This is a genomic window from Streptomyces sp. NRRL S-37, from assembly GCF_000721605.1.
Classification (GTDB): domain Bacteria; phylum Actinomycetota; class Actinomycetes; order Streptomycetales; family Streptomycetaceae; genus Streptomyces.
The window spans coordinates 325,428-348,871 of record NZ_JOIZ01000002.1 but is presented as its reverse complement, the minus strand read 5'-3'; the positions used below and the strand labels follow the sequence as shown (position 1 = coordinate 348,871).

The following is a 23,444-nucleotide window of genomic DNA, read 5'->3' as shown; positions in this document are numbered from 1 at the left end:
TCATTTCCCATTAGGTTAGGCTCCCCTAAGTAAATCGTGGCGAAATCGTACGCGAAGGGTGAGGACGCGATGGGGCAGGGGCGGGGTTGGGAGGGCGCGGTCCTCAAACTGTTCCGCGCGAAGGACTTCACGTTCACCGTGACCGGCGCGGAGGACGTCACCGCCGACTACCGGCGGGTGCGCCTCACCGACGGCGGGATGCTGGCGGCGACCGGTGTCCACCCGACGATGTGGGTGCGGCTGTGGTTCGACAACGCGGGCAGGCCGCACCAGCGGGCGTACACCCTGGTCGACCCCGACCCGGCGGCCGGCACCTTCGGCCTGGAGTTCGCCCTGCACGAGGGGTGCGCCAGCGACTGGGCCAGGGCGGCGAAGCCCGGCGACACCATCGAGGCGACCGTCCAGGGCACGGGGTTCGAGGAGCCGGACCCCGCCCCCTCCCACATCGTGGCGATCGGCGACCCGGCCTCGCTGCCGGCCATCAACTCGCTGCTCGGCACGGTGCGCGCGGCTCCGGCGACCGTCTGGTTCGAGGGCACCCTCGACGGGCTGCCCTTCCGGGCCGACCCCGGCCGGACCGAGGTGCGCGAGGTGCCCCGGTCGGGGGCTGGGGCGGCACTGCTCGAACGGGTCCGGGCCGACCTGCCCGAGCTGCTGCGGTCCACCCCCGACCCGTACGTGTGGATCGCCTGCGACACCGCGACCACCCGCGCGCTGTCGGCGTTCGTCCGCAAGGAACTGGGCGTGCCGAAGCAGCGGGTGCACGCGCTGGGGTACTGGCGCGCGACCTGAGCCGGGGCGCGGCCGGCTCGCCGCGGACGATCCGGCCGCACACGGGGTCGCGGCGCGCGTCCCCGAGACGTCCGCCGCGTGCCGGCACCTCGTCCGCCCCGTCGGGCACGACGACGACGGGAAGCCGCGGGAACGACCGGAGTAACCCCCGGCTCCGGCACACGCCCCACGGGCCGGCGAGAGGCCGCGGCAACGGCCGCGAAGAACTCCGGGAAGCGGACGGAAGCCTCCCTCCGGGGAGGGCGGAACAACAGCCGGGGGCCTCGGAAGCGGCGGCCGGGGTTCCGGAAACGGCGGCCGACGGCTCGCACGCGCGATCGGTCGTATCAGATCACCATCCCGTTTCGCCCTGTATTCGGGTGCCTTTTCCGGCGTCGCACTGCGTCGCCATGGCTGCGCCCGGAACGCGTCGACCGGTAGGCTTTCCGTGTGATCTTCAAGCGCATCGGAAACGGCCGGCCGTACCCCGACCACGGCCGGGAAAGCACCCGGCAGTGGGCGGACGTCGCGCCGCGCCCGGTCCGCCTCGATCAGCTCGTGACGACCAAGCAGCAGCTCGACCTCGAGACCCTCCTCGCCGAGGACTCGACCTTCTACGGCGACCTCTTCGCGCACGTCGTGAAGTGGCAGGGCGATCTGTACCTGGAGGACGGGCTGCACCGCGCGGTGCGGGCCGCGCTCCAGCAGCGCCAGGTGCTGCACGCCCGCGTCCTCGAACTGGACTGACGCCCGGCAGACGTCCTCCCGTGCGGACAGGTTTGCCCCTTTCGGGTCGGCCTGCACACAGTCGGATGATCATCTGGTATGCATTGCCGCCCGAGCGCACTACGCTGCGCCCATGAGCATGCTCACTCCACCCGGCATGGGCGGCCAGTACCGGATCACGGGTGACAAGTACCCGCGGATGCGCCGGCCCCGGCGACGCGGCAGGTTCGTCGTCCTGTCCGTCGCCTCCGCGGCCGTACTCGGCGTGGGCGGCTGGGGCACGCTCCAGCTCATCGACGTGTTCACCGGCGGCGGTGACTCCGCTTCCGCGAACGGCACCAAGGCGGCCTGCGCCGACACGGTGAGCCGTACGGCCGCCCCGAAGGCGCTGCCCCGGCCCGGGAGCATCACGGTCAACGTCCTCAACGCCACGACCCGCGGCGGACTCGCCCAGAAGACCGCCGACGAGCTGAAGAAGCGCGGCTTCAAGATCGGCGAGATCGGCAACGCGACCAAGGAGTACGACAAGAAGGTCAAGGGCACCGGCGTCCTCCTCGGGCCCGCTGCCGCCCTCGACACCTCGCTGCCGGTGCTCGGCACCCAGCTCGCCGACGCCGAACGCCGTACCGACCCCGCCCGCAAGGGCACCGAGGTCGACCTGATCATCGGCGACGGGTTCAAGACCCTGACGACGAAGGCGGACGCCGACCGGGCCCTGACCGCACTGGCCGAACCCGAGCCGACGCCCGCCCCGAAGAAGAACTGCTGAGCCGCGGGGCCCGCCGTGCCGCGGGCCCTACTCCGCCGCCCCGTACATCCGGTCCCCCGCGTCACCGAGGCCCGGCACGATGTAGCCGTTCTCATTGAGCCGCTCGTCGACCGACGCCGTCACCACCGTCACCGGGGTGCCGGCCAGCTCGCGCTCCATGACCTCGACGCCCTCGGGCGCGGCCAGCAGCACCACGGCGGTCACGTCGTCCGCGCCGCGCCGGATCAGCTCCTGGATCGCCGCGACCAGCGTGCCGCCGGTGGCGAGCATCGGGTCCAGGACGTAGACCTGGCGCCCGGAGAGGTCCTCCGGCATCCGGGTGGCGTACGTCGACGCCTGCAGCGTCTCCTCGTTGCGGATCATGCCGAGGAAACCCACCTCGGCGGTCGGCAGCAGCCGCACCATGCCGTCCAGCATGCCGAGACCGGCCCGCAGGATCGGCACCACCAGCGGACGCGGGTGGGAGAGCTTGACACCCGTGGTCCGCTCGACCGGCGTCTGGATGTCGACCTGTTCGGTGCGCACGTCGCGCGTGGCCTCGTAGGCGAGCAGGGTGACCAGCTCGTCGGCGAGACGGCGGAAGGTCGCGGAGTCGGTGCGCTGGTCGCGCAGCGTGGTGAGCTTGTGAGCGACCAGAGGGTGGTCGACGACGTGGAGACGCATGGCGTCAACATTAACCGGGCCCGGTCGGCCCGGCGTCCCCGCACACGGCAAGCCCCGCGTGCGCCCGTCACTCGTTCGCTGGCGTCAAACCGCCCGTCCGGGGGAAGGTGGGAGGGACGGACTGGGGTGGTGAACCGATGCCTGAGCAGGACGACCGAGACGATCCGTCACCGCGCGGGACACCCGGCCCGGCGGAGACGGAGGCCGAGCGGCGGCGCCGCCGCGCCCGGTTCCTGCGCGAGCTCGCCGAGGCCCGGGCACTGCGCGACCGGGTCCAGCCGCGCCGCGCCAAGGCCGCCCGGCTGCGCCACGCGATGCGCATGCGCACCTTCCGCTGGTAGCCGGCCCCGGACTCCGCCGGCCGGCGGCACCAGGGAAAGCCGGCAGGCCGCACCGGGAAAGCCGGCAGGCCGCACCCGGGGAAAATCGCATCCGGCCGCGGGAAGATCGCGCCACGCGTACACGTTTGCCGAAGTGCCCGTGCGGGGAAGGCGCGTGAGTCCGCGTACGATCCGCACGTGGCGGCAAGGAGTGCGCTGGTGAGTCCTTCGTGGGCGCACTCGGCGTACTGCGATCAAAATGGCGGACACAGGGAGCCGAAGACGTCCCCTGATGGCCTTGTTTCTGCCACGATTCCGAGTGGGTGGGGCTCGCAGCGCCGTCTCCCCGCCCGCAACGCCTCCGCCGGGGGGACCCCCAACCGGCACGCCTATGACCAGTGGGAGAGTCACGGTGTACTTCGCCGCACTGCTCGCGCGCACCGAAGACGGGTGGGAAGCGAGCGACACGGAGCTCGACGATGTGGAAACCCTGTCGGATCTGGCCGACCTGGCCCGGGAGGCCTCTCCCGACGAGGACACGGTGCTCGTGCTGATCGAGCAGGAGGACGGCTGGTTCGGTGTCGTCCGCGTGGACGGCGAGGAGGATCCCCGGGTCTACGTCTCCGACGCCGCCGCCGCAGCCCGCAGCAGCTACGGGGAGATCCTCCTCACCGACGAGTTGCTCGGCCGGGAACCCGGGGACGACGGACCCGACCTGGACGCCCTCGACCTCGACGGCACGGAGGACGGTGAACCGGACGACGAGGACGCCGACGACGGCGCCGCGTCCGCCGGCTCCACCGACGCCGTGCCGCACGGACCGGTCGGCGACGCGCAGGTCCTGGAGGACCTGGGCGTGAGCGAGAAGGAGCTGCGTTCGATGACCGAGGACGCCGTCACCGAGATCGCCGAGGCCCTGGGCGCCTCGGAGGTCCTGGAGACCGTCCGCTGACCGTGCCGGCCACCACCACCCCGTCCGGGCCGCCGGACCCGGTACGCGACCCCTGGCGGGCGGCGATGCGGCTCGCCCTGGACGAGGCCTCACGGGCCGTCCGGGGCGGGGACGTCCCCGTCGGCGCCGTCGTGCTGGCCTCGGACGGCACCACCGTGCTGGCCGCCGCCCACAACGAGCGCGAGGCCGTCGGCGACCCGACGGCCCACGCGGAGGTCCTCGCCGTCCGGCGGGCCGCCGCGAGGCTCGGGGAGTGGCGGCTGTCCGGCTGCACCCTGGTGGTGACGCTGGAGCCGTGCACGATGTGCGCGGGCGCCCTCCAGCAGTCGCGGGTGGACCGGGTGGTCTACGGCGCCCGGGACGAGAAGGCGGGCGCGGCCGGCTCCCTGTGGGACCTGGTCCGCGACCGGCGGCTCAACCACCGCCCCGAAGTCGTCGGGGGCGTGCTCGCCGAGGAGTGCGCCCGGCTGCTCACGGAGTTCTTCAGGAGCCGCTGAATACCGATTTCAAACCACGCCCCACCTTGTTGTAGGGTCTCCCTCGGTAGCGTGTCCGAGCGGCCGAAGGAGCTCGCCTCGAAAGCGAGTGTGGCGCAAGTCACCGAGGGTTCAAATCCCTCCGCTACCGCTGGTGAAGGGCCCCGTCGTCAGACGGGGCCCTTCGTGCGATCATGGGGCCGCTCGATGCTCGTGTGACACCAGTGACAGGGGGGCCGCGGTGGCGGTGAACGCGAAGAAGGTCGCCGTCTACGTCGTCGTGGTCTTCGTGCTGTATCTGATCATCACGGACCCGGAGACCGCGGCCGACTACGTCCAGATAGGGTTCGAGGGCATATCGGAGGCCGCGAAGGCCATCGGCGACTTCATGACCTGGCTGGCCAACGGAGGAAAGTGATGATCCGCCACCTGGTGCTCTTCCGGCTGCACGAGGGCGTCGGGCGCGACGACCCGAGGGTCGTGGGGGGCGTGGAGGCCTTCCGCGCGCTGGACGGCAGGATCCCGGAGATCCGCTTCTGGGAGTGCGCCTGGAACATCAGCGACCGCCCCATCGCCTACGACTTCGCCATCAACTCGGCGTTCGAGGACGCCGACGCGCTGCGCCGGTACGTGGAGCACCCGGAGCACCAGGCGGGTGTCGGACTGTGGCGCGAGTTCGCCACGTGGGTGATCGCCGACTACGAGTTCTGACACTCCGTCCCCCGGAGCCCCTCGCCGTGACGGCGGGGGGTTTCGTCGTTCCGTACGTCCACGTTTGGCGCTCAACACGGAATATGCGGTACTTGCGCACACTGAGTCAGTCTTGTGATGCTATGACCGCTTTTGAGGGATGAGTCGACGGACGATGTGAGCGATGAAGAGGTGGCGTTGACCGTGCCGGCCAGTACTGCGCCGCCCCAGGACGAGGTGTCCCCCGACGCGGTCCAGGCCCCGGCCCCGGCCCCCGCCCGGTCCTCCCTCGCCCCGCCCTCCCCCGGTCCGGACTCTCCCGATCCCGTCCCTCCCGGCCCGGACTCTCCCGGCCCCACCTCTCCCGCCCCGGCCGCGACCGCCGACGGCCGGCCGGTGAGCCCCGCCAAGCGGCGCGGCGCCGACACCCGGGCCCTGACCCAGCTCCTCTTCGGCCAGCTCAAGGAGCTGGAGCCGGGCATGCCGGAGCACACCCGCGTGCGCGCCGCGCTCATCGAGGCCAACCTGCCGCTGGTGCGCTACGCCGCCGCCCGCTTCCGCTCCCGCAACGAGCCGATGGAGGACGTCGTCCAGGTCGGCACCATCGGGCTGATCAACGCCATCGACCGCTTCGACCCGGACCGGGGCGTGCAGTTCCCGACGTTCGCGATGCCGACGGTGGTCGGCGAGATCAAGCGGTACTTCCGGGACAACGTCCGCACCGTCCACGTACCGCGCCGGCTGCACGAGCTGTGGGTGCAGGTCAACAGCGCGACCGAGGACCTGACGACCGCCTTCGGGCGCTCCCCGTCGACCGCCGAGATCGCCCAGCGGCTGCGCATCTCCGAGGAGGAGGTGCTGTCCTGCATCGAGGCGGGACGGTCGTACCACGCCACCTCGCTGGAGGCCGCGCAGGAGGGCGACGGGATGCCCGGACTGCTGGACCGGCTGGGATACGAGGACCCGGCCCTGGACGGCGTCGAGCACCGCGACCTCGTCCGGCACCTGCTCGTCCAGCTCCCCGAGCGGGAGCAGCGCATCCTGCTGCTGCGTTACTACAGCAATCTCACCCAGTCGCAGATCAGCGCGGAGCTCGGTGTCTCGCAGATGCACGTGTCCCGGCTGCTGGCGCGCAGCTTCCAGCGGCTGCGGTCCGCAAACAGGATCGAGGCGTAACCGGAAAGAGCGAATCGTCCCACAGCGCTCTTCTGTGCACTTCTGGCCCGAAAGCCCGTCAGACCCCTTGTTTCCAGGGCTGATTCGCATCTCGGATGTCGATATGTCACTACAGCGCGTTGCCGACATGTGACATTCTGCGGAAAGCGCGTTTGCCGGAGCCTCGGCGCCGGTATTCCAGGTGATGGCTGCGTTCCTCGATCGGGGAGCGTCCGCCGCGACCGTCCCGCGACCCAAAGGGGGTGGCATGTCCGCAGAACAGGGCAGCTCGAAGGTGCTCACGCTCGCGGAGAGCGAGACAGCTCCCCATGCTCTCGACGCACTCGGCCCCATCGACGAGGGCCCGGCCCTCCCGACCACGCCCGCTCCGGAACTCCCGGACACGGCGGCCCTCGACACCCGCACCCTGTCCCGCTCCCTGTTCCTGCGGCTCGCCGCACTGGACGAGGACAGCCCGGAGCGCGCCTACGTCCGGGACACCCTGATCGAGCTCAACCTGCCGCTGGTGCGGTACGCGGCGGCGCGGTTCCGCTCGCGCAACGAGCCGATGGAGGACATCGTCCAGGTCGGCACCATCGGGCTGATCAAGGCGATCGACCGCTTCGACTGCGAACGGGGCGTGGAGTTCCCGACGTTCGCGATGCCGACGGTGGTCGGTGAGATCAAGCGGTTCTTCCGCGACACGTCGTGGTCGGTGCGGGTGCCGCGCCGGCTGCAGGAGCTGCGCCTGGCACTGACGAAGGCCGGCGACGAGCTCTCCCAGAAGCTGGACCGCTCCCCGACGGTCGCCGAACTCGCCGCCGTGCTGGGCGTGTCGGAAGAGGACGTCGTCGACGGGCTCGCGGTCGGCAACGCGTACACGGCGTCCTCGCTGGACTCTCCCGCCCCCGAGGACGACGGCGGCGAGGGCTCGCTCGCGGACCGCCTCGGCTACGAGGACACGGCGCTGGAGGGCGTGGAGTACCGCGAGTCCCTCAAGCCGCTGCTGGCCAAGCTGCCGCCCAGGGAGCGGCGGATCATCATGCTCCGCTTCTTCGCCAACATGACCCAGTCGCAGATCGGCGAGGAGGTCGGCATCTCCCAGATGCACGTCTCGCGGCTGCTCACCCGGACGCTGGCCCAGCTGCGGGAGGGCCTCATCTCGGACTGAGGCACGACGGAGGGCGGAGCGCCCGAGGGACGCTCCGCGCGTGACATCGGTTTCGTGGCCGCCGGGGCGCCTTGTGGGGGCGCAACGGCGGCCGCCGCGTTACCGGCTACTTCAGCGCGAGCCAGGCCACCGCCGCGACGACGGCCACGGCGACGACGACGCCGACGATCAGACCGATCCGCGGACCGCCGCCGGTGCTCGCGGCGGCCTGCCGGCCCTGGGGTTCCTCGTCGACGAACGCGCGGAACATCTGGGTGCTGCCGGCGGGGTCGTGGTTGCCCTGCGGGCCCTGGGTGTTAGCCATGCCCCGAGACCCTAGCGAATGCCCGGCGAGGCGCCCAAGTGGGGGCGCCGGCAAGGGCCGACGGGTGGTGCCGGCCGGGAGTGACGGGCGGCGCCGGCCGGGAGTGACGAGCGGCGACGGCCAGGTCTGACGAGTGGTGCCACCGGCGCGGACACCCCCGGACCTGCGGGTTTACTTTCGCGATTACTTGCCTTTGCCAAGTTTTGGGGCCAGGAGACCCGTTTTTATTTGCCTTCAGCAACCATCCATTCGTATCGTTGCCCTAAGCAATCAAAACGGGAGGTGCCATGGCCGGACAGGCGCAGTACGAGGAACTGGTCCGACAGTTCAGCGCCTTCGGCGCCGTCAAGCGGGAAATGAACCGGATCATGCCGACCGGCTGCCCCAGCGGCTCCGCCGCCGTGCTGGCACTGCTCGGCCGCCACGGCGACATGCGCATGAGCAGGCTCGCCGAGCTGCTGTCCGTGGACATGTCGGTCACCAGCCGCCACGTCGCCCATCTGGCCGAGCGCGGCTGGCTCGAACGCTTCCCCGACCCCGCCGACAAACGGTCCCGCATCCTGCACCTCACCCCCGCCGGCCGGACGCAGCTCGACGAGCTGTTCCGGCGGTCCACCCAGCTCCTCTCGGAGCGCCTGGACGACTGGTCCGACGACGAGGTCAGCCGGCTCACCCAGCTGATGACCCGGCTCAGGGACAGCTTCGGCGACTGCCGGGCGGCGCCCCGCCCGGCACCTCCCGTTCCCGAACAGACCACCCGTACACCCGCAAGCACGTAAGAGAAGGAAGTCCATGGCAACGACCACACCGAACGGTGTGCGGGCTCATGCCAAGCACGGGGGAGGCTCCTCCGCAGACGCTCCGATGACCCATCGGCAGATCATGGAGGCGCTGTCCGGGCTGCTGCTCGGCATGTTCTGCGCCATCCTGTCGTCGACCATCGTCACCAACGCCCTGCCCGAGATCGTGGGCGACCTCGGCGGCGGCCAGAGCGCCTACACCTGGGTCGTCACCGCCTCGCTGCTGACGATGACCGCCTCCACCCCCCTGTGGGGCAAGCTCGCCGACCTCACCAGCAAGAAGATCCTGGTCCAGGCGGCCCTGGTCGTCTTCGTCATCGGCTCCGTCGTGGCCGGTCTGGCGCAGAACCCGGGCATGCTGATCACCGCGCGGGCCATCCAGGGCCTGGGCGCCGGCGGTCTGTCCGCCCTGGCGCAGATCATCATGGCCGCGATGATCTCCCCGCGCGAGCGCGGCCGGTACTCCGGCTACATCGGCGCCACCTTCGCCGTCGCGACCGTCGGCGGCCCGCTGCTCGGCGGCGTGATCACCGACACCAGCTGGCTCGGCTGGCGCTGGTGCCTCTACGTCGGCGTGCCCTTCGCGGTCGTCGCGCTGATCGTGCTGCAGAAGACGCTGAACCTCCCCGTGGTCAAGCGGAAGGTCAAGGTCGACTGGGCCGGCGCCTTCTTCGTCACCGCGGCCGTCTGCCTGCTGCTCGTCTGGGTCACCTTCGCCGACGACAAGTACGACTGGATGTCCTGGCAGACCGGCGTCATGGTCGGCGGCGCGCTCGTCCTGACGCTGATCTTCCTCTTCGTCGAGTCGAAGGCCGGCGAGCCGATCATCCCGCTGCGCCTGTTCAGGAACCGCACCATCGCGCTGGCCTCGCTGGCCTCGCTGTTCGTCGGCATCGCGATGTTCGCGGGCACCGTCTACTTCAGCCAGTACTTCCAGCTGGCCCGGGACAAGTCCCCGACGATGTCGGGCGTCATGACCATCCCGATGATCGGCGGCCTGTTCATATCGTCGACGGTCTCCGGCATCGTCATCACCAAGACCGGCAAGTGGAAGAGCTGGCTGCTGGCCGGCGGTGTGCTGCTCACGGCGGGCCTGGGCCTGCTGGGCACCATGCGCTACGACACCCCGTACTGGCACATCGGCGTCTTCATGGCGCTCATGGGCCTCGGCGTCGGCATGATGATGCAGAACCTGGTCCTGTGCACGCAGAACCAGGTGGCCCCGAGCGACCTGGGCGCGGCCTCCTCCGTCGTGACCTTCTTCCGGTCCCTCGGCGGCGCGGTGGGCGTCTCCGTGCTCGGCTCGGTCATGTCCAGCCGGATCAGCGGCTACGCCCAGGACACCATCGGGCAGCTCAGCCCGCAGGAGCAGGCGGCGGCCGCCCAGGCCTCCGGCAGCGGCACGATCCCCGACATGGACCTGCTGCCCCCGGCCATCCGCACCTGGCTGGAGAGCGCCTACGGGCACGGCATCGCCGACATCTTCCTGTACGTCGCGCCGATCGCCCTGCTCGCCTTCCTGGTGACGCTGTTCATCAAGGAGGTCCCGCTGCGGACCTCCGGCGCGCTGGCCCAGGCCGCGGAGGCCACGGCCGAGGCCGCCCCGCCGGCGGCCCCGGCCCCGGCGGAGGCCACCCGCGTCGCCGCCGAGCCGGTTCCGGCCGGTGCGGTGGCCGCCGTGGCACCTGAGCCCCAGGGCGCCTCGGCCACGCAGCGCCTCACCGCCGTCGCCACGGCGGCCGGCCCCGGTGAGCCGGAGGCACCCGTCTCCGCCGGCGTCCCGGTACGCGGTGTCGTGCGCGGCGCCGACAGCGTGCCCGTGCCGCAGGCCGCCGTCACGCTGATCTCGCTCGGCGGGCGTCAGCTCGGCCGGTCGGTGGCGCAGGCCGACGGCGCGTACGCGGTGGACGCGCCCGGCGCCGGGTCGTACGTCCTGATCGCCGCCGCCGACGGCCACCAGCCGCAGGCGTCCACGATCGTCGTGAACGGTGAGCCCCTCGCCTACGACATCCTGCTCAGCGGCACCAGCGGGCTGACCGGAGTGGTCCGCACGGCGGACGGCGGGCTGCCGGTGAAGGACGCGATGGTGATCGTCACCGATGTGCGCGGCGATCTGCTGGCCACCGGGAGCACCGGTGAGCAGGGCGAGTTCTCGTTCGCCGAGCTGGTGCCGGGCGCGGTGACCGTGGCGGTGAACGCCGCCGGGTACCGGCCGCGCGCCCTGCCCGTCGAGGTGGGCGGCACCGGGGTCACCCGGGTCGAGGTCGACCTGGAGACCGGCGCCCAGGTGCGGGGCGTGGTCCGCGCCCCGCACGGGCCGCTGGCCGACGCCCGGGTCACCCTGGTCGACGCGGCCGGCAACGTGGCCGGCACGGCGACGACCGGTGCGGACGGGGCGTACGCCTTCGCCGATCTGGACGGCGGCGAGTACACCGTCATCGCGACGGGCTACCCGCCGGTGGCGACGGCGCTGACCGTCTCCGGCACCGGTGTCGACGACCACGACATCGAGCTCGCCCACCCGGGCGAGTAGCGAGATCCCGGCCCGTGGCGGGCGGGCGCGTCCTGTAGCGGAGACGCGCCCCCGCCACGGGCCGGTCCGTTCACGACCATTTTGTACGCGTATGAGCATGTGCAGGGAGAAAACGGGATGCCACTGACCGCGAGGATCCGCACCCGGGACGGATGGGCCGTGTCGCACGCGGTCGTCACGGTGACCGACGGGACCGGTACGCAGGTGCTGCGCGCCGGGGCGGACGCCGAGGGCGCCGTGCGGGACACCACCGCGCTGGCGCCGGGGGCGTACACCGTCGTCGTCACCGCGGTCGGGTACGCGCCCGCCGCCGCCAGCGCCATCGTCACCGCGAGCGGGCGGGCCGAGATCGGGACGGTGACGCTGGCCCGGCAGGGCGGCACCGAGCTGCCGCCGCCGGGGCCGTGGACCGTGGACCCGGCGCACTCGAGCGTGGCGGCCGTCGCCCAGCACCTGGGCATCTCCAGCGTGCGGGGCCGGTTCACCGAGTTCGCGGCCCTGGTGGAGATCGCGCCGGACGACGTCGCCAAGTCCCGCGTGGAGGCGGTGATCCGGGCGGCGTCCATCGACACCGGCAACGGCATGCGCGACACCCATCTGCGGTCCGCGGACTTCCTGGACGTCGAGCGGTACCCCGAGATCACCTACCGGTCCACGGGTCTGACCGAGGCGGGCTCGGACCGCTGGACGGTCCACGGCGAGCTGGCCATGCGGGGGGTCGTCCGGCCCGTCGACCTCGACCTGGCCTATCTCGGCACCGGGGCGGACCCGTGGGGCGGCACCCGGGCGGCCTTCCGCGCCACGGCCGAACTGCGGCGCGAGGACTTCGCGATGAACTACAACCAGGTCGTCCAGGCCGGCATCGCGGCCATCGGCACGACCCTCCGGGTGGAGCTGGACGTCCAGGCCGTGCAGGGGGAGTCGCTCCCGGCCGCGTGAGGTCCCGTCAGGGGCTGCCGGGCGGGCCGGACGATGGGGAGGGCGAGGTCGCGCGGTGCGACGTTCTCCCGCCGCGGGGCGCGCACCGGCACCCTCGTGTACGGGGTGGCCCGTCCGGACGGCGTGGCGAGCCGTGTGCCGGAACCGGCGGACCCGCGCCGCGACGTCCCCGTGCAGGACGGCCTCCCGGAGGCCGGGGCGGCCTAGTCTGACGCCATGGCACCGAACATCGCGACGAACACCCGCGTCTCCCTCGACGAACTGCTGGACTTCGTACGGCCCCGGCACCGGGCGATCCTGCTGACCCGGCGGGCCGACGGCGGCCCCCAGGGATCACCGCTGACCTGCGGGGTCGACGACTCGGGCCGGATCGTGGTCTCCACGTACCCCGAGCGCGCCAAGACCCGCAACGCCAAGCGGGACAGCCGGGTGAGCCTGATCGTCCTGAGCGACGAGTGGAACGGGCCGTGGGTCCAGATCGACGGCACCGCCGAGGTGGTGGACTCGCCCGAGTCCGTGGAGCCGCTGGTGGAGTACTACCGGAACATCGCCGGCGAGCACCCGGACTGGGACGAGTACCGCGCCGCCATGGTCAAGCAGGGCAAGTCGATCATCCGGATCACCCCGGAGCGCTGGGGCCCGGTGGCGACCGGCGGTTTCCCGGCGCGGCTGGTCGAGGGGGAGTAGACGGGTGAGGGCGGTGACAGGGGATGTCACCGCCCTCGCCGCTCCGTCGGGGCCGTCAGTCGTCGGTCGCCTTCCGCGTAAGGTCGTAGAAGGTGGCCGAGCCGGCCGTCACCTCCTCGAAGTTCTCCTGCACCCAGGTGGAGATCTGCGAGGAGCTTCCGGAGTCGCCGCCCATGCCGCCTCCCATGCCGCCGCCGGCGACGAAGTAGTGGATCTTCCCGTCCGCCACGTACTCCTTGAACTGGGCGAGCGTCGGGGACGGGTCGGTGCCGTTGAAGCCGCCGATCGCCATCACGGGTTCACCGGTGGCGAGCTGGTAGCTCGCGGCGTTCTGGGCGCCGATGGCCGCGGCGGCCCAGGTGTAGTCGCCGGCGTCGGCCTCCAGCAGTTCCTTCGCCTCGGAGTCGACGTCCGCGCCGCCGAGCAGACCGCCCATGCCTCCGCCGCCCCCCATGCGGCCCTCGGCGCTGCCGCCGGTGCCGTTCCCCGGGGCACCCTGGCCATTCTGGCCACCCTGGCCGTTCTGGCCCATGGGCCCGCCGCCGGGGAAGCCGCCGGTGCCGTTGCCGCCCATGCCGGGCGGGGTCTGACCCTGTCCCTGGCCCTGACCGCCCTGCTGCCCCTGGCCGCCGGGTCCGCCCCCGCCGGGGAAGCCGCCGCCCCTGCCCCCGCCCCCGCCGGGACCGCCGCCCATGCTCGCCCCGGCCGGACCGGCGGTGACGATCGAACCGGTGTGTCCCTCCCGCACGGTGCTCAGCGTGTACGCCGTCGGACCGGCCAGCGCGGCCACCAGGCCCAGCCCCGCCGCCGCGAGCGCCACCCGGCGCCCCACCCTGCCCGCGAAGACCAGCCCGAGGGCCGCGACCAGCCCGCCGACCAGGACCAGCCACTTCAGCCACGGCAGATAGTCGGGCGTGCGGTCGAGCAGGACGTACCCCCAGGCGGCCGTGGCCGTGGCGGCCGCCGCCAGGGCGAGCGACGCCCACAGTGCCTGCCGCCTCTCCCACAGGGCCGCCGCGCCCATGCCGACCACGGCCGCGAGGTAGGGAGCGAGGGCCACCGTGTAGTACTGGTGGAAGATGCCCGCCATGAAGCTGAAGACGACCATGGTCGTCAGCAGCGAGCCGCCCCACACCAGGAACGAGGCGCGGGCCAGGTCGGTCCGTGCGGCCTTGCGGGTGAGGACCAGGCCGGCGACGAGCAGGATCAGCGCGGTGGGCAGCAGCCAGGAGATCTGGCCGCCGATCTCGGAGTTGAACATCCGGTCCCAGCCGGTCTCCCCCCACTGTCCGCCGCCTCCCATACCGCCGCCGCCGACGCTTCCGGTCTCCTCGCCGTTGAGCCGGCCGAGGCCGTTGTAGCCGAAGGTCAGCTCCAGGAAGCTGTTGTTCTGCGAGCCGCCGATGTACGGCCGCGACGACGCCGGCCACAGTTCGACGACCGCCACCCACCAGCCGCCGGAGACGACCAGCGCGAGGGTCGCCAGGGCCAGTTGCCCCAGCCGCTTCCGCAGCCGGACGGGCGCGCAGACGCCGTAGACCAGCGCGAGGGCCGGGAGGATCAGGAAGGCCTGGAGGGTCTTGGCGAGGAACGCGAGACCGATCGCGGCCCCGGCCCACACCAGCCACTTCGTACGGCCGTCCTCCAGGGCGCGGACGACGAGGTAGCAGGCGACGGACATCAGCAGCGCCAGCATCGCGTCCGGGTTGTTGAACCGGAACATCAGCGCCGCGACCGGGGTGAGCGCAAGGACCGCGCCCGCGATCAGACCGGCAGCCGGGCTGAAGCGGCGGCGTACGGCCGCGTACACGACGGCGACCGTGCCGACGCCCATGAGCACCTCGGGCACCAGGATCGCCCAGGAGTTCAGGCCGAAGATCCGCACCGAGAGCTCCATCGGCCACAGTGAGGCCGGGGGTTTGTCCACGGTGATGGCGTTCGCCGCGTCCAGCGAGCCGAAGAAGAACGCCTTCCAGGACTCGCTGCCCGCCTGGACGGCCGCCGAGTAGAAGGAGTTGGCGTATCCGGAGGCGCTCAGGCCGTAGAGGTAGAGCAGTCCGGTGGCCAGCAGCAGGCCGAGGAAGGCGGGGCGCGCCCAGCGGGGGTCCTCGGGCCGGCCGCGCCACACTCTGCGGGCCAGCGGCCCGCGGGGTTCGCCGGGGGCGGCGTGCCGGGCCGGGGCCGGGGGTTCCCAGGTGGCGGGGTCCGCCGGGGGGCTCGGCTGGTCGTACTGCGTGGTCATCGGAAGTCCCTCGGGTCGGAGTCGGAAGGCCGGGACGGACGGGTGGGCAGCGGCGAGCGGACCGGCTGGAGCGGCAGGGTCGCGTCCTGCCAGGCGGAGGCGGCGGGGGCGTCCTGCCAGGAGGGCTCGGCGGGGGTCTCGGGGGACCGGGTGCGGTCCGGGAAGACCCACGCCCGGAAGAGCAGGAACCGCAGCACGGTCGCCGCGAGGTTGGCCGCGATGAGCACCGCCAGCTCGGTGGAGTGGGCGGGGTCGCTGGTGGCGGTGTTGAGCGCGGCGAGCGAGCCGCTGGTCAGGGCGAGACCGATGCCGAAGACGACGAGCCCCTGCGCCTGGTGCCGTACGGCCCCGCCGCGTCCCCGCACCCCGAAGGTGAGCCGCCGGTTGGCGGCGGTGTTGGCGACCGCCGAGACCAGCAGGGCGAGCCCGTTGGCAACCTGGGAGCCGGTGAAGGTCCGGAAGCCGCTGTAGAGCAGCAGGTAGAAGAGGGTGGACAGGACACCGACGACGCAGAAGCCGACCAATTGGCGGGCCAGTCCCTGCGGTACGTCCTGGAGGGTGCGGTCACGCGGGTCGTCGCCGAAGGGGCGGGCGAGCCGGTCCAGCGGCAGCGAGCCGGTGGCCAGGGCCCTGCCGACCCGCCAGACGCCCTTGAGGTCCTCGGTCGCCGTCCGCACGATGTGCACGGTGGAGTCGGGGTCGTCGACCCAGTCGACCGGCACCTCGTGGATGCGCAGCCCGGCGCGCTCGGAGAGGACCAGCAGCTCGGTGTCGAAGAACCAGCCGCTGTCCTCCACCAGCGGCAGCAGCACCTGGGCCACGTCACGGCGGATCGCCTTGAACCCGCACTGCGCGTCGGAGAAGCGGGCCTGGAGCGAGCCGCGCAGGATCAGGTTGTACGAGCGGCTGATGAACTCCCGCTTGGCGCCGCGCACCACGCGGGAGCTGCGGCTCAGCCGGGAGCCGATGGCGAGGTCGGAGTGGCCGGAGATCAGCGGGGCGACCAGCGGCAGCAGCGCGTTGAGGTCGGTGGACAGGTCCACGTCCATGTAGGCGAGGACGGGGGCGTCCGAGGCGGACCAGACGGTCCGCAGTGCCCGGCCGCGCCCCTTCTGCTCCAGGCGCACCGACCGCACCTGCGGAAGCCGTTCCGCCAGCCGGGCGGCCACGTGCGGGGTGCTGTCCGTGGAGGCGTTGTCGGCGATCGTGATGCGGAAGGCGTAGGGGAAGGTGCGGGTCAGGTGCTCGTGCAGTCTGCGGACGCACGGCTTGAGGTCCTTCTCCTCGTTGTAGACGGGGATCACGACGTCCAGGACCGGCGTGCCCGCTCCGGCGGCCGGGAGGTGCTCCCGCGCCGGCAGGGTGCCGGGAGAAGAATCGGTTCGCATGGAACCGACTCTGCTCAGGCGCCCTGTCCTGCCCATGTGGTGACGCTGTGCCGTGGCTGTGAGTACGGCTCGGACGCCAACTCCGTTTCCACGGCGGGGAGATGGAGCGTGAACACGGTGTGTCCGGGCACGCTGTCGACGGTCACGGCACCGCCGTGCGCGGTCGCCACGGCCTGCACGATGGCCAGGCCCAGACCGGTCGAACCGGTGGCGCGGGTGCGCGCGGAGTCGCCGCGCGCGAACCGTTCGAAGATGCGCGGGAGCAGTGCGGGCGCGATGCCCGGCCCGTCGTCGACCACGTCCACGCAGAGCCAGGGCCCGTTGCGGCGCACCCGCGCGGTGACGGTGGTGCCCGGCGGGGTGTGGTTGCGGGCGTTGCCCAGCAGGTTGACGAGGACCTGCTGGAGCCGGGCGGCGTCGGCGCACACCGGCGCGGGCTCGTCGGGCAGCTCGAGCCGCCACACGTGCTCCTGCCCTGCGGCGCGGGCGTCGCTGATGGTGTCCACGACGAGCGGTACGAGGTCGGTCTCCTCGAACCGCAGCGGCCGGCCCGCGTCCAGGCGGGCGAGCAGCAGCAGGTCCTCGACGAGCAGGGTCATCCGGCTCGCCTCGGACTCGATCCGGCCGAGCGCGTGCCGGGTGTCGGGGCCGACCTGCTCCCGGCCGCGCCGGGTGAGTTCGGCGTATCCCCGGATGGAGGCCAGGGGCGTGCGCAGCTCATGGCTGGCGTCCGCGACGAACTGCCGTACCCGCGTCTCGCTCTCCTGGCGGGCGTGCAGCGCCCCGTGGACGTGGTCGAGCATCCGGTTGAGCGCGGCGCCGACCCGGCCGACCTCGCTGTGCGGGTCGCACTCGGACTCGGGGACGCGCTCCTCGAGGTTCACCTCGCCGGTGTGCAGGGGCAGTTCGGAGACGCGGGTGGCGGTGGCGGCGACCTTGCGCAGGGGGCGGGTGGCGACGCCGACGATGACGGCTCCGGCGAGGGAGGCCGCGATCAGTCCGGCGGCGGTGACGCTGATCTCGACGAGGATCAGGGTGTTGATGGTGTTTTCGACGTCCGCGGTGGGGAGGGCGACGTAGAAGGTGCCGTTGGGGCCCGCCCGGTAGGCGGCGCGGTAGGTGCCGAGGCCGGGGATGTCCACGGTGTGCTCGGTGAAGTCCCGGGCGACGGAGCCGAGCGCGGCGGTCTGGGCCGCGTCCAGCGACTTGGCGCTCATCGAGAAGTCGTCCTCGGACTTCTTCCCGTACAGGGCCTCGGTGACGGCGCCGTTCTCGACCTTCGCCGCGATGGTGTAGCTCGGCTGCGGGCCGTGGGCGACGAACTCGGTGAGATCGACCGGCTTGGGATCCCGGCCGGCCCCGCCCTGCCCCGGCGGTCCGAAGTCGCCCGACGCCCGCGTCGCGACCTCCTTCAGCTGCCCGTCGAGCTGCTCGTACAGATGGGACCGCAGCGCCAGTGTGGTCACGGACCCGATCACCGCGCACACCACCGCGATCAGCACCACGGACGCGACGACGAGCCGCGTCCGCAGGGTGCGCGGGGTGCGCGCCCGCCGCCGCGGACGCGGCCGTCGCCGCGGACGCGGCCGTCGCCGTCCGCTCACGAGACCGCGGGCTTGATCATGTAGCCGGCGCCGCGCCGGGTGTGGATCATCGGTTCCCGGCCCGCGTCGATCTTCCGGCGCAGGTACGAGATGTACAGCTCGACGACGTTCGCCTGCCCGCCGAAGTCGTACGACCAGACCCGGTCGAGGATCTGGGCCTTGCTGAGCACGCGCCGCGGATTGCGCATGAGGAAGCGCAGCAGCTCGAACTCGGTGGCGGTGAGGTGGATGCCGTCGCCGCCGCGGGTGACCTCGTGGCTGTCCTCGTCGAGGGTGAGGTCGCCGACGACCAGCATCGACTCGGAGCGGCGGTCGGCCGCTCCGGAGCGGCGGATCAGTCCGCGCAGCCGGGCGACGACCTCCTCCAGGCTGAACGGTTTGGTGACGTAGTCGTCGCCGCCGGCGGTCAGTCCGGCGATACGGTCCTCGACGGCGTCCTTGGCGGTGAGGAACAGCACGGGTACGTCCGGGAGTTCGCGGCGCAGCCGGCCGAGGATGGCCAGGCCGTCCATGTCCGGCAGCATCATGTCCAGGACGACGGCGTCGGGCCGGAACTCGCGTGCGGTGCGGAGGGCCCCCTGGCCGTCCCCGGCGCTGCGGATCTGCCAGCCTTCGTACCGCAGGGCCATGGACAGCAGCTCGGTGATCGACTGCTCGTCGTCCACCACAAGCACGCGGACGGGGCTCCCGTCCGGCCTCAGCAGTTCGGTGCGCCCCTGGGGCGAGATCGTGGTCATACCGCACACGATGTCCGGGGCCTCTGAGAACACCCTTTCGGCAACCTGTGTTTTGGCTGAGAAACTCACAGGCTGTTCTCAGCCGGGGCGGGGCGGCCCCGCTCAGCCGGGCGGCAGGCCGAAGAGCCGGGCCGCGTTGTCGTGGCAGACCGCCCGCAGCCAGGCGTCCCCGAGGTCCAGCCGCTCCAGCGCGCGGAGCTGGTGGAGGCAGGGGAGGGGATGTCGGGGAAGTCGGTGCCGAGCAGGATCCGGTCGCCGAGGGCGGCCGGCCGGGGCAGGGAACTCCCGTCACGATGCCGAAGCGGACGCCCGGTGGCCGTCCGACCGATCCCGCCCCATATCCGGTGCTCCACAGGGCAGGGAACTCCCGTCACGATGCCGGGGCAGACACCCGGCGGCCGTCCGACGGATGCGCCGACGGCGTCCAGTGCGTGCCGGGCCCCGGATCAGAACAGCCCGTCCTGCGCCGCCGCCCGGTCCCTGACCGCCCTGACCGGCACCGTGAACTCCCGTCCCGGGGCCGGGAGCAGGTCCCACCCGGTCAGCAGCCGGGTGTCCAGCACCACGACGCCCTTCCCCGTCGCCAGATGCAGATCAGGACCGGCGGCGGCCACCAGCTCCCCGCTCACCGCGCCCCCGGCGACCAGCTCGCTCACCTCCCCCACGGCGGCCGGCACCCCCGCCAGCCCGAACACCCCGACGTGATCGACCGGCCGGAACGGCTCACGGGCGAGCGACTCCGGCCATCCGTCCAGGGCGACCGCCCGCGCGTGCAGCCCGGCGATCTCGGCCGCCCGCTCCTCCTCCCCGGCCGGGAGGACCGCCCGCACCGCCCGCTTGCCGGCGTACGGAATCCGGTCGGGCACCCGGAGAGCCGCGCGCAGCAGCTCCTCGGTGCGCCGCGCCGCCATCAGCGGCCCGGTCCCCAGCCAGCTGAAAGAGACCGCCCCCTGCTCCAGCAGCCGCGCCGGTCCCCGCTGTACGGCGGTGATCCCCACCTTGGTCATCCCCGGCCCGAACCACGCCAGGTACACGCGGTAGGGCCGCGGATCGTCCGCGAGGGTGTCGGCGGCCACCGAGTGCGCCCGGTCCAGCCGGGCGCACTCCTCGCAGCGCGCCCCCGTGCTCCGCCCCGGGACGGCCGCCGCCAGCGGACACGCGTGCCCCCGTGCCCCCACGCAGGTCCGCACTCCCCCTTCCCCGACCTCGAAGGCCACCCGTTTCCCCCGGGGCAGCGCGGAGCGCCGGCCGCCCTCCCACGCCAGCACGGGACCGTCCGCCGACCACCGCAGCCCCGAGCACCGCCACGCCTGTGCCATCTCCGACGAGCCTAGGGGGCACCACTGACAACGGCCACGCACCGCCTCCCGGCAGAGAACACACGCCGAGGTGCCGAGCGGGAACCGGAGTGCAAACCTGGTGGAGGGGCCGCAACGCTCGGGGACAGCCGAAAGGTCGGACACATGGCGAGCAATGTCAGCGGCACGCGCCACCACCAGGCCGGGTGGGAGGCCAAGAGCCCTTGGGCGACGAGCTGGACGGCTGCGGCGGCGGTCCTGATGACGTTCGGCGGCATCATGGCGATCTTCCAGGGCATCGCCGCCATCGCCCAGGACGACGTCTTCGTCGCCACCCGGAACTTCACCTACGAGTTCAGCCTGACCGGCTGGGGCTGGGTCCACCTGATCCTCGGCGCCCTGGTGACCGTCGCCGGTCTCGCCCTGTTCACCGGGGCCACCTGGGCCCGCATGGTGGGCGTCGCACTGGCCGGGCTCAGCATGGTCGCCAACTTCGTGTGGCTGCCGTACGCACCGGTCTGGGCGGTCGCCCTCCTCGTCATCGACGGCTTCATCATCTGGGCCCTGTGCGCACCACGCCGCGAGTCCCGGACCTAGAGCGCACCTCCGCGGCCCGGAACGCCCTGTGGCTCTGGCTGGTCCAGGCGGCGGGCGTGGCGACGATGGTCACCGCGTACTTCCTCCTGCCCCTGGACCGTCTGGGCCCGCGCCGCCCGGCCCTGAGCTGGCTCCTCTTCGGCCTCGCGCTGACGCTGATCGCGCTCCTGCTGCTGCGGCAGGTCGTCCACGTCCTGCTCGGCCGCCCGGACGTCCGCCCGGGGCTGGTCATCCCCCTGCTGATGAGCCTGTCCGTCCTGGTCTTCGCGACCGCCTACCAGGCCCTGGCCCAGCGCCCCGGCGAGCTCGACGGCATCGCCACCCGCCTCGACGCCCTCTACTTCACGGTGGTCACCCTCGCCACCGTCGGCTACGGCGACATCACCCCGCACGGCCAGGCGGCCCGCCTGGTCACCATCCTGCAGATCCTCTACACCTTCGTCTTCCTCACGGCGGCGGCCACCGCCCTGACCAGCCACCTCCGCACCGCACTCCGGCACCACGAGAGCACCCACCGTCCGGAGTGACCCCGTGTCGCGCGACAGAGTGACCGGCGTCACACTGGAAGGGGCGGGGGCGCACCCTGTACCGCACCTTCCCGAGGGGTGTCCGCTCATGAGCGGCATAACGGCAACCACGTTCGACAGCCTGCGCGAGACCCTGCGGGGACGGGTCGTCACACCGCAGGACACGGATTACGACGAGGCCCGCGGCATCTACAACGCCATGATCGACCGGCGTCCGGCCGCCGTCGCCCGGTGCGCGGGCGCGGCGGACGTCCGGGCCACCGTCGCCTTCGCCCGGGAGACCGGCATCGACCTCGCCGTCCGCGGGGGCGGCCACAGCGGGCCGGGGCTGTGCCTGGTCGACGGCGGGCTCACCCTCGACCTGTCCCCGATGCGCTGGGTACGGGTCGACCCGGAGACCGGGACCGCGCAGGTGGGCGGGGGCGGCCGGCTGGGCGACCTGGACCACGAGACGCACGCCTTCGGCCTCGGCGTGCCGGCCGGGATCATGTCGACGACGGGCGTCGGCGGTCTCACGCTGGGCGGCGGGCACGGGTACCTGACCCGCACGTACGGGCTGACGGTCGACAGTCTGATCGCCGCCGACGTCGTCCTCGCCGACGGCTCCTTCGTCACCGCCACCGAGAAGGAACACCCGGACCTGCTGTGGGCGCTGCGCGGCGGCGGCGGCAACTTCGGCGTGGTCACGTCGTTCACCTTCCGGCTGCGGCCGGTGCACACGGTCGGGGTCGCCGTGACCGTCTGGCCCATCGACCGCACGGCGGAGGTGCTGCGCTGGTACCGGGAGTTCCTGCCCGCCGCGCCCGAGGACCTCTACGGATTCTTCGCGGTGCTGTCCGTCCCGCCCGGCCCGCCCTTCCCCGAGCCGATCCACGGACAGAAGATGTGCGCCGTGATCTGGTGCTACACCGGTGACCTGGAGTCCGGCCGGCTGGAGGACGTCCTGTCCGTGGTCAACGACCCGGCCCCGCCGGCCTTCCACTTCACCACGCCGATGCCGTACCCCGCCCTGCAGAGCATGTTCGACCCGCTGATCCCCAAGGGCCTGCAGTGGTACTGGCGGGGCGACTTCTTCGACTCCATCCCGGACGAGGCCGTCGCGGTGCACGAGCGGTACGGCCACGCCCTGCCCACCGACCTGTCGACGATGCACCTGTACCCGGTGGACGGAGCGGCCCACCGGGTCTCCCCCGGCGACACGGCCTGGGCCTACCGGGACGCCGTGTGGTCCGGCGTCATCGCGGGCGTCGACCCCGACCCGGCCAACGCCGACGTGCTCCGGCAGTGGTGCGTCGACTACTGGACCGACCTGCACCCGCACTCCATGGGCGGCTCGTACGTCAACTTCCTCGGCGAGTGGGAGGGCCCCGAGCGCGTCCGCTCCACCTATCGCGACAACTACGACCGCCTGACCGCGGTCAAACGCGCCTACGACCCGCACAACTTTTTCCACGCCAACCAGAACATCCCGCCGTCCGCGGCCTGATCCGCGGCTCTGGACGGACCCGACGCGGCCTGCCGGGTCTCGAAGCCGGGTGTGGACCTGTGCCAGGATCGCCGGATGCTGCGACTCACCGATTTCATCATCGACTGCCCGGACACGATGAAGCCGGCGGCTTTCTACTCCGAGGTGACGGGCCGTCCGGTCAAGGAAGGCAGCTCCGAGGACTGGGCCGGCATCAAGTTCGGCGAGATCGAGCTGGCCTTCATCCGGGTGGACGACTACCGCGCTCCGCAGTGGCCCGACAGCGAGCACCCCAAGCAGTTCCACCTCGACTTCGAAGTGGATGACATCGAGTCCGAGCAGCGCCGCGTCCTCGACCTCGGCGCGACACTGAGGCAGGACTTCATCGGCCCCGAAGGCTACGGCTGGCGGATCTACACCGACCCGATCGGCCACCCCTTCTGCCTGTGCCGCAACAAGGGAGTCATCTGGACCGACCAGGGCCCGGTCTGGCCCGAGCGCGACTGATCAGCCGCCCGCTTCCCCACCCGCCGCTCTCCCCGGCTCCCGTCCCGTCCACCGCCTCGGCCGCGGGCGGAGCCGGTCCGGGTGCGGCGGCGGGCCGGAACACCCGGCACGACAAAGCCCCCT

General features: G+C 72.3%; 25 protein-coding genes, 1 tRNA gene and 1 pseudogene. 19 read left to right on the top strand and 8 right to left on the bottom strand.

Annotated elements, in window-relative coordinates:
- The first annotated feature begins 69 nt into the window (after positions 1 to 69).
- The 3 genes from IH50_RS0104140 to IH50_RS0104130 all read left to right on the top strand — a co-directional run bounded on the left by IH50_RS0104140 (position 70) and on the right by IH50_RS0104130 (position 2,266).
- A complete protein-coding gene (locus IH50_RS0104140) occupies positions 70 to 792 on the top strand; it encodes a siderophore-interacting protein (protein WP_030857304.1) in 723 nt (240 codons plus the stop codon).
- Positions 793 to 1,221: 429 nt separating this feature from the next.
- Positions 1,222 to 1,518 (top strand): type II toxin-antitoxin system VapB family antitoxin, encoded by a 297-nt coding sequence (locus IH50_RS0104135; RefSeq protein ID WP_004943146.1) that lies wholly within the window; start codon positions 1,222 to 1,224, stop codon positions 1,516 to 1,518.
- Positions 1,519 to 1,654: 136 nt separating this feature from the next.
- Positions 1,655 to 2,266, top strand: a complete 612-nt coding sequence (locus IH50_RS0104130; protein ID WP_030857302.1) for a LytR C-terminal domain-containing protein — start codon at positions 1,655 to 1,657, stop codon at positions 2,264 to 2,266.
- A gap of 27 nt (positions 2,267 to 2,293) precedes the next feature.
- Here the strand turns inward: IH50_RS0104130 and upp are convergent, their stop codons facing one another.
- On the bottom strand, positions 2,294 to 2,929 hold the full coding sequence (gene upp, locus IH50_RS0104125; RefSeq protein ID WP_030857301.1) for a uracil phosphoribosyltransferase: 636 nt from the start codon (positions 2,927 to 2,929) through the stop codon (positions 2,294 to 2,296).
- A 137-nt stretch (positions 2,930 to 3,066) separates the two neighbouring features.
- Between upp and IH50_RS0104120 the strand changes: the two genes are divergently transcribed.
- The 8 genes from IH50_RS0104120 (at position 3,067) to IH50_RS0104085 (ending at position 7,693) form a co-directional block, all read left to right on the top strand.
- Positions 3,067 to 3,270, top strand: coding sequence for a hypothetical protein (locus IH50_RS0104120; protein WP_030857299.1), 204 nt, complete (start codon positions 3,067 to 3,069; stop codon positions 3,268 to 3,270).
- A gap of 391 nt (positions 3,271 to 3,661) precedes the next feature.
- Positions 3,662 to 4,201: a hypothetical protein gene (locus tag IH50_RS0104115; RefSeq protein ID WP_030857297.1), complete on the top strand. Its 540-nt coding sequence runs from the start codon at positions 3,662 to 3,664 to the stop codon at positions 4,199 to 4,201.
- Between the two features lie 65 nt (positions 4,202 to 4,266).
- Entirely contained in the window at positions 4,267 to 4,698 is a 432-nt protein-coding gene (gene tadA / locus IH50_RS0104110; protein WP_030857295.1) for a tRNA adenosine(34) deaminase TadA, read from the top strand.
- Between the two features lie 45 nt (positions 4,699 to 4,743).
- A tRNA-Ser gene (locus tag IH50_RS0104105) sits at positions 4,744 to 4,828 on the top strand.
- 90 nt (positions 4,829 to 4,918) lie between these two features.
- Positions 4,919 to 5,095, top strand: coding sequence for a hypothetical protein (locus IH50_RS40720; RefSeq protein WP_030857293.1), 177 nt, complete (start codon positions 4,919 to 4,921; stop codon positions 5,093 to 5,095).
- The gene (locus IH50_RS0104095; protein ID WP_030857291.1) at positions 5,095 to 5,388 is read left to right on the top strand and encodes a Dabb family protein; all 294 of its coding nucleotides are present in this window, start codon (positions 5,095 to 5,097) and stop codon (positions 5,386 to 5,388) included. The genes IH50_RS40720 and IH50_RS0104095 overlap by 1 nt, the downstream gene beginning before the upstream one ends.
- A gap of 177 nt (positions 5,389 to 5,565) precedes the next feature.
- Positions 5,566 to 6,543 carry an RNA polymerase sigma factor SigF gene (locus tag IH50_RS0104090; protein WP_078913834.1) on the top strand — a complete coding sequence of 326 codons (978 nt, stop codon included), beginning with the start codon at positions 5,566 to 5,568 and terminating at the stop codon, positions 6,541 to 6,543.
- A 247-nt stretch (positions 6,544 to 6,790) separates the two neighbouring features.
- Positions 6,791 to 7,693 carry an RNA polymerase sigma factor SigF gene (locus IH50_RS0104085; protein WP_030857287.1) on the top strand — a complete coding sequence of 301 codons (903 nt, stop codon included), beginning with the start codon at positions 6,791 to 6,793 and terminating at the stop codon, positions 7,691 to 7,693.
- 106 nt (positions 7,694 to 7,799) lie between these two features.
- On the opposite strand, the gene IH50_RS0104080 is transcribed toward IH50_RS0104085, so the two are convergent.
- Positions 7,800 to 7,997 (bottom strand): hypothetical protein, encoded by a 198-nt coding sequence (locus tag IH50_RS0104080; protein ID WP_030857285.1) that lies wholly within the window; start codon positions 7,995 to 7,997, stop codon positions 7,800 to 7,802.
- A 287-nt stretch (positions 7,998 to 8,284) separates the two neighbouring features.
- Between IH50_RS0104080 and IH50_RS0104075 the strand changes: the two genes are divergently transcribed.
- The 4 genes from IH50_RS0104075 (at position 8,285) to IH50_RS0104055 (ending at position 12,956) form a co-directional block, all read left to right on the top strand.
- Positions 8,285 to 8,776 (top strand): MarR family winged helix-turn-helix transcriptional regulator, encoded by a 492-nt coding sequence (locus IH50_RS0104075; RefSeq protein WP_030857283.1) that lies wholly within the window; start codon positions 8,285 to 8,287, stop codon positions 8,774 to 8,776.
- A 13-nt stretch (positions 8,777 to 8,789) separates the two neighbouring features.
- Entirely contained in the window at positions 8,790 to 11,330 is a 2,541-nt protein-coding gene (locus IH50_RS0104070; protein ID WP_078913833.1) for an MFS transporter, read from the top strand.
- Between the two features lie 117 nt (positions 11,331 to 11,447).
- Positions 11,448 to 12,269, top strand: coding sequence for a YceI family protein (locus tag IH50_RS0104065; RefSeq protein ID WP_030857279.1), 822 nt, complete (start codon positions 11,448 to 11,450; stop codon positions 12,267 to 12,269).
- Between the two features lie 216 nt (positions 12,270 to 12,485).
- Entirely contained in the window at positions 12,486 to 12,956 is a 471-nt protein-coding gene (locus IH50_RS0104055) for a PPOX class F420-dependent oxidoreductase (RefSeq protein WP_030857277.1), read from the top strand.
- A gap of 55 nt (positions 12,957 to 13,011) precedes the next feature.
- On the opposite strand, the gene IH50_RS0104050 is transcribed toward IH50_RS0104055, so the two are convergent.
- The 6 genes and pseudogenes from IH50_RS0104050 to IH50_RS0104030 form a co-directional block, all read right to left on the bottom strand.
- Positions 13,012 to 15,198: an ArnT family glycosyltransferase gene (locus IH50_RS0104050; RefSeq protein ID WP_030857274.1), complete on the bottom strand. Its 2,187-nt coding sequence runs from the start codon at positions 15,196 to 15,198 to the stop codon at positions 13,012 to 13,014.
- A complete protein-coding gene (locus IH50_RS0104045) occupies positions 15,195 to 16,586 on the bottom strand; it encodes a bifunctional glycosyltransferase family 2/GtrA family protein (protein ID WP_030857272.1) in 1,392 nt (463 codons plus the stop codon). Before IH50_RS0104045 ends, IH50_RS0104050 begins: the two co-directional genes overlap by 4 nt.
- Positions 16,587 to 16,600: 14 nt before the next feature.
- Complete coding sequence (locus tag IH50_RS0104040) at positions 16,601 to 18,190, bottom strand: sensor histidine kinase (protein WP_030857270.1); 1,590 nt, start codon at positions 18,188 to 18,190, stop codon at positions 16,601 to 16,603.
- The gene (locus tag IH50_RS0104035; RefSeq protein ID WP_199822037.1) at positions 18,187 to 18,927 is read right to left on the bottom strand and encodes a response regulator transcription factor; all 741 of its coding nucleotides are present in this window, start codon (positions 18,925 to 18,927) and stop codon (positions 18,187 to 18,189) included. Before IH50_RS0104035 ends, IH50_RS0104040 begins: the two co-directional genes overlap by 4 nt.
- A 102-nt stretch (positions 18,928 to 19,029) precedes the next feature.
- Positions 19,030 to 19,208 (bottom strand): annotated as a pseudogene (locus IH50_RS42385) (amidohydrolase family protein); the annotation flags it as partial.
- Positions 19,209 to 19,373: 165 nt separating this feature from the next.
- Complete coding sequence (locus tag IH50_RS0104030) at positions 19,374 to 20,246, bottom strand: DUF2797 domain-containing protein (protein WP_030857266.1); 873 nt, start codon at positions 20,244 to 20,246, stop codon at positions 19,374 to 19,376.
- A gap of 144 nt (positions 20,247 to 20,390) precedes the next feature.
- On the opposite strand from IH50_RS0104030, the gene IH50_RS0104025 reads away from it, so the two are divergent.
- The 4 genes from IH50_RS0104025 (at position 20,391) to IH50_RS0104010 (ending at position 23,321) form a co-directional block, all read left to right on the top strand.
- Positions 20,391 to 20,822 carry a DUF7144 family membrane protein gene (locus IH50_RS0104025; protein ID WP_030857264.1) on the top strand — a complete coding sequence of 144 codons (432 nt, stop codon included), beginning with the start codon at positions 20,391 to 20,393 and terminating at the stop codon, positions 20,820 to 20,822.
- Between the two features lie 65 nt (positions 20,823 to 20,887).
- Complete coding sequence (locus IH50_RS0104020) at positions 20,888 to 21,349, top strand: potassium channel family protein (RefSeq protein ID WP_078913843.1); 462 nt, start codon at positions 20,888 to 20,890, stop codon at positions 21,347 to 21,349.
- Between the two features lie 88 nt (positions 21,350 to 21,437).
- Positions 21,438 to 22,835, top strand: coding sequence for an FAD-binding oxidoreductase (locus IH50_RS0104015; protein WP_030857259.1), 1,398 nt, complete (start codon positions 21,438 to 21,440; stop codon positions 22,833 to 22,835).
- A gap of 75 nt (positions 22,836 to 22,910) precedes the next feature.
- Complete coding sequence (locus IH50_RS0104010; protein WP_030857257.1) at positions 22,911 to 23,321, top strand: VOC family protein; 411 nt, start codon at positions 22,911 to 22,913, stop codon at positions 23,319 to 23,321.
- Positions 23,322 to 23,444: the final 123 nt, after the last annotated feature.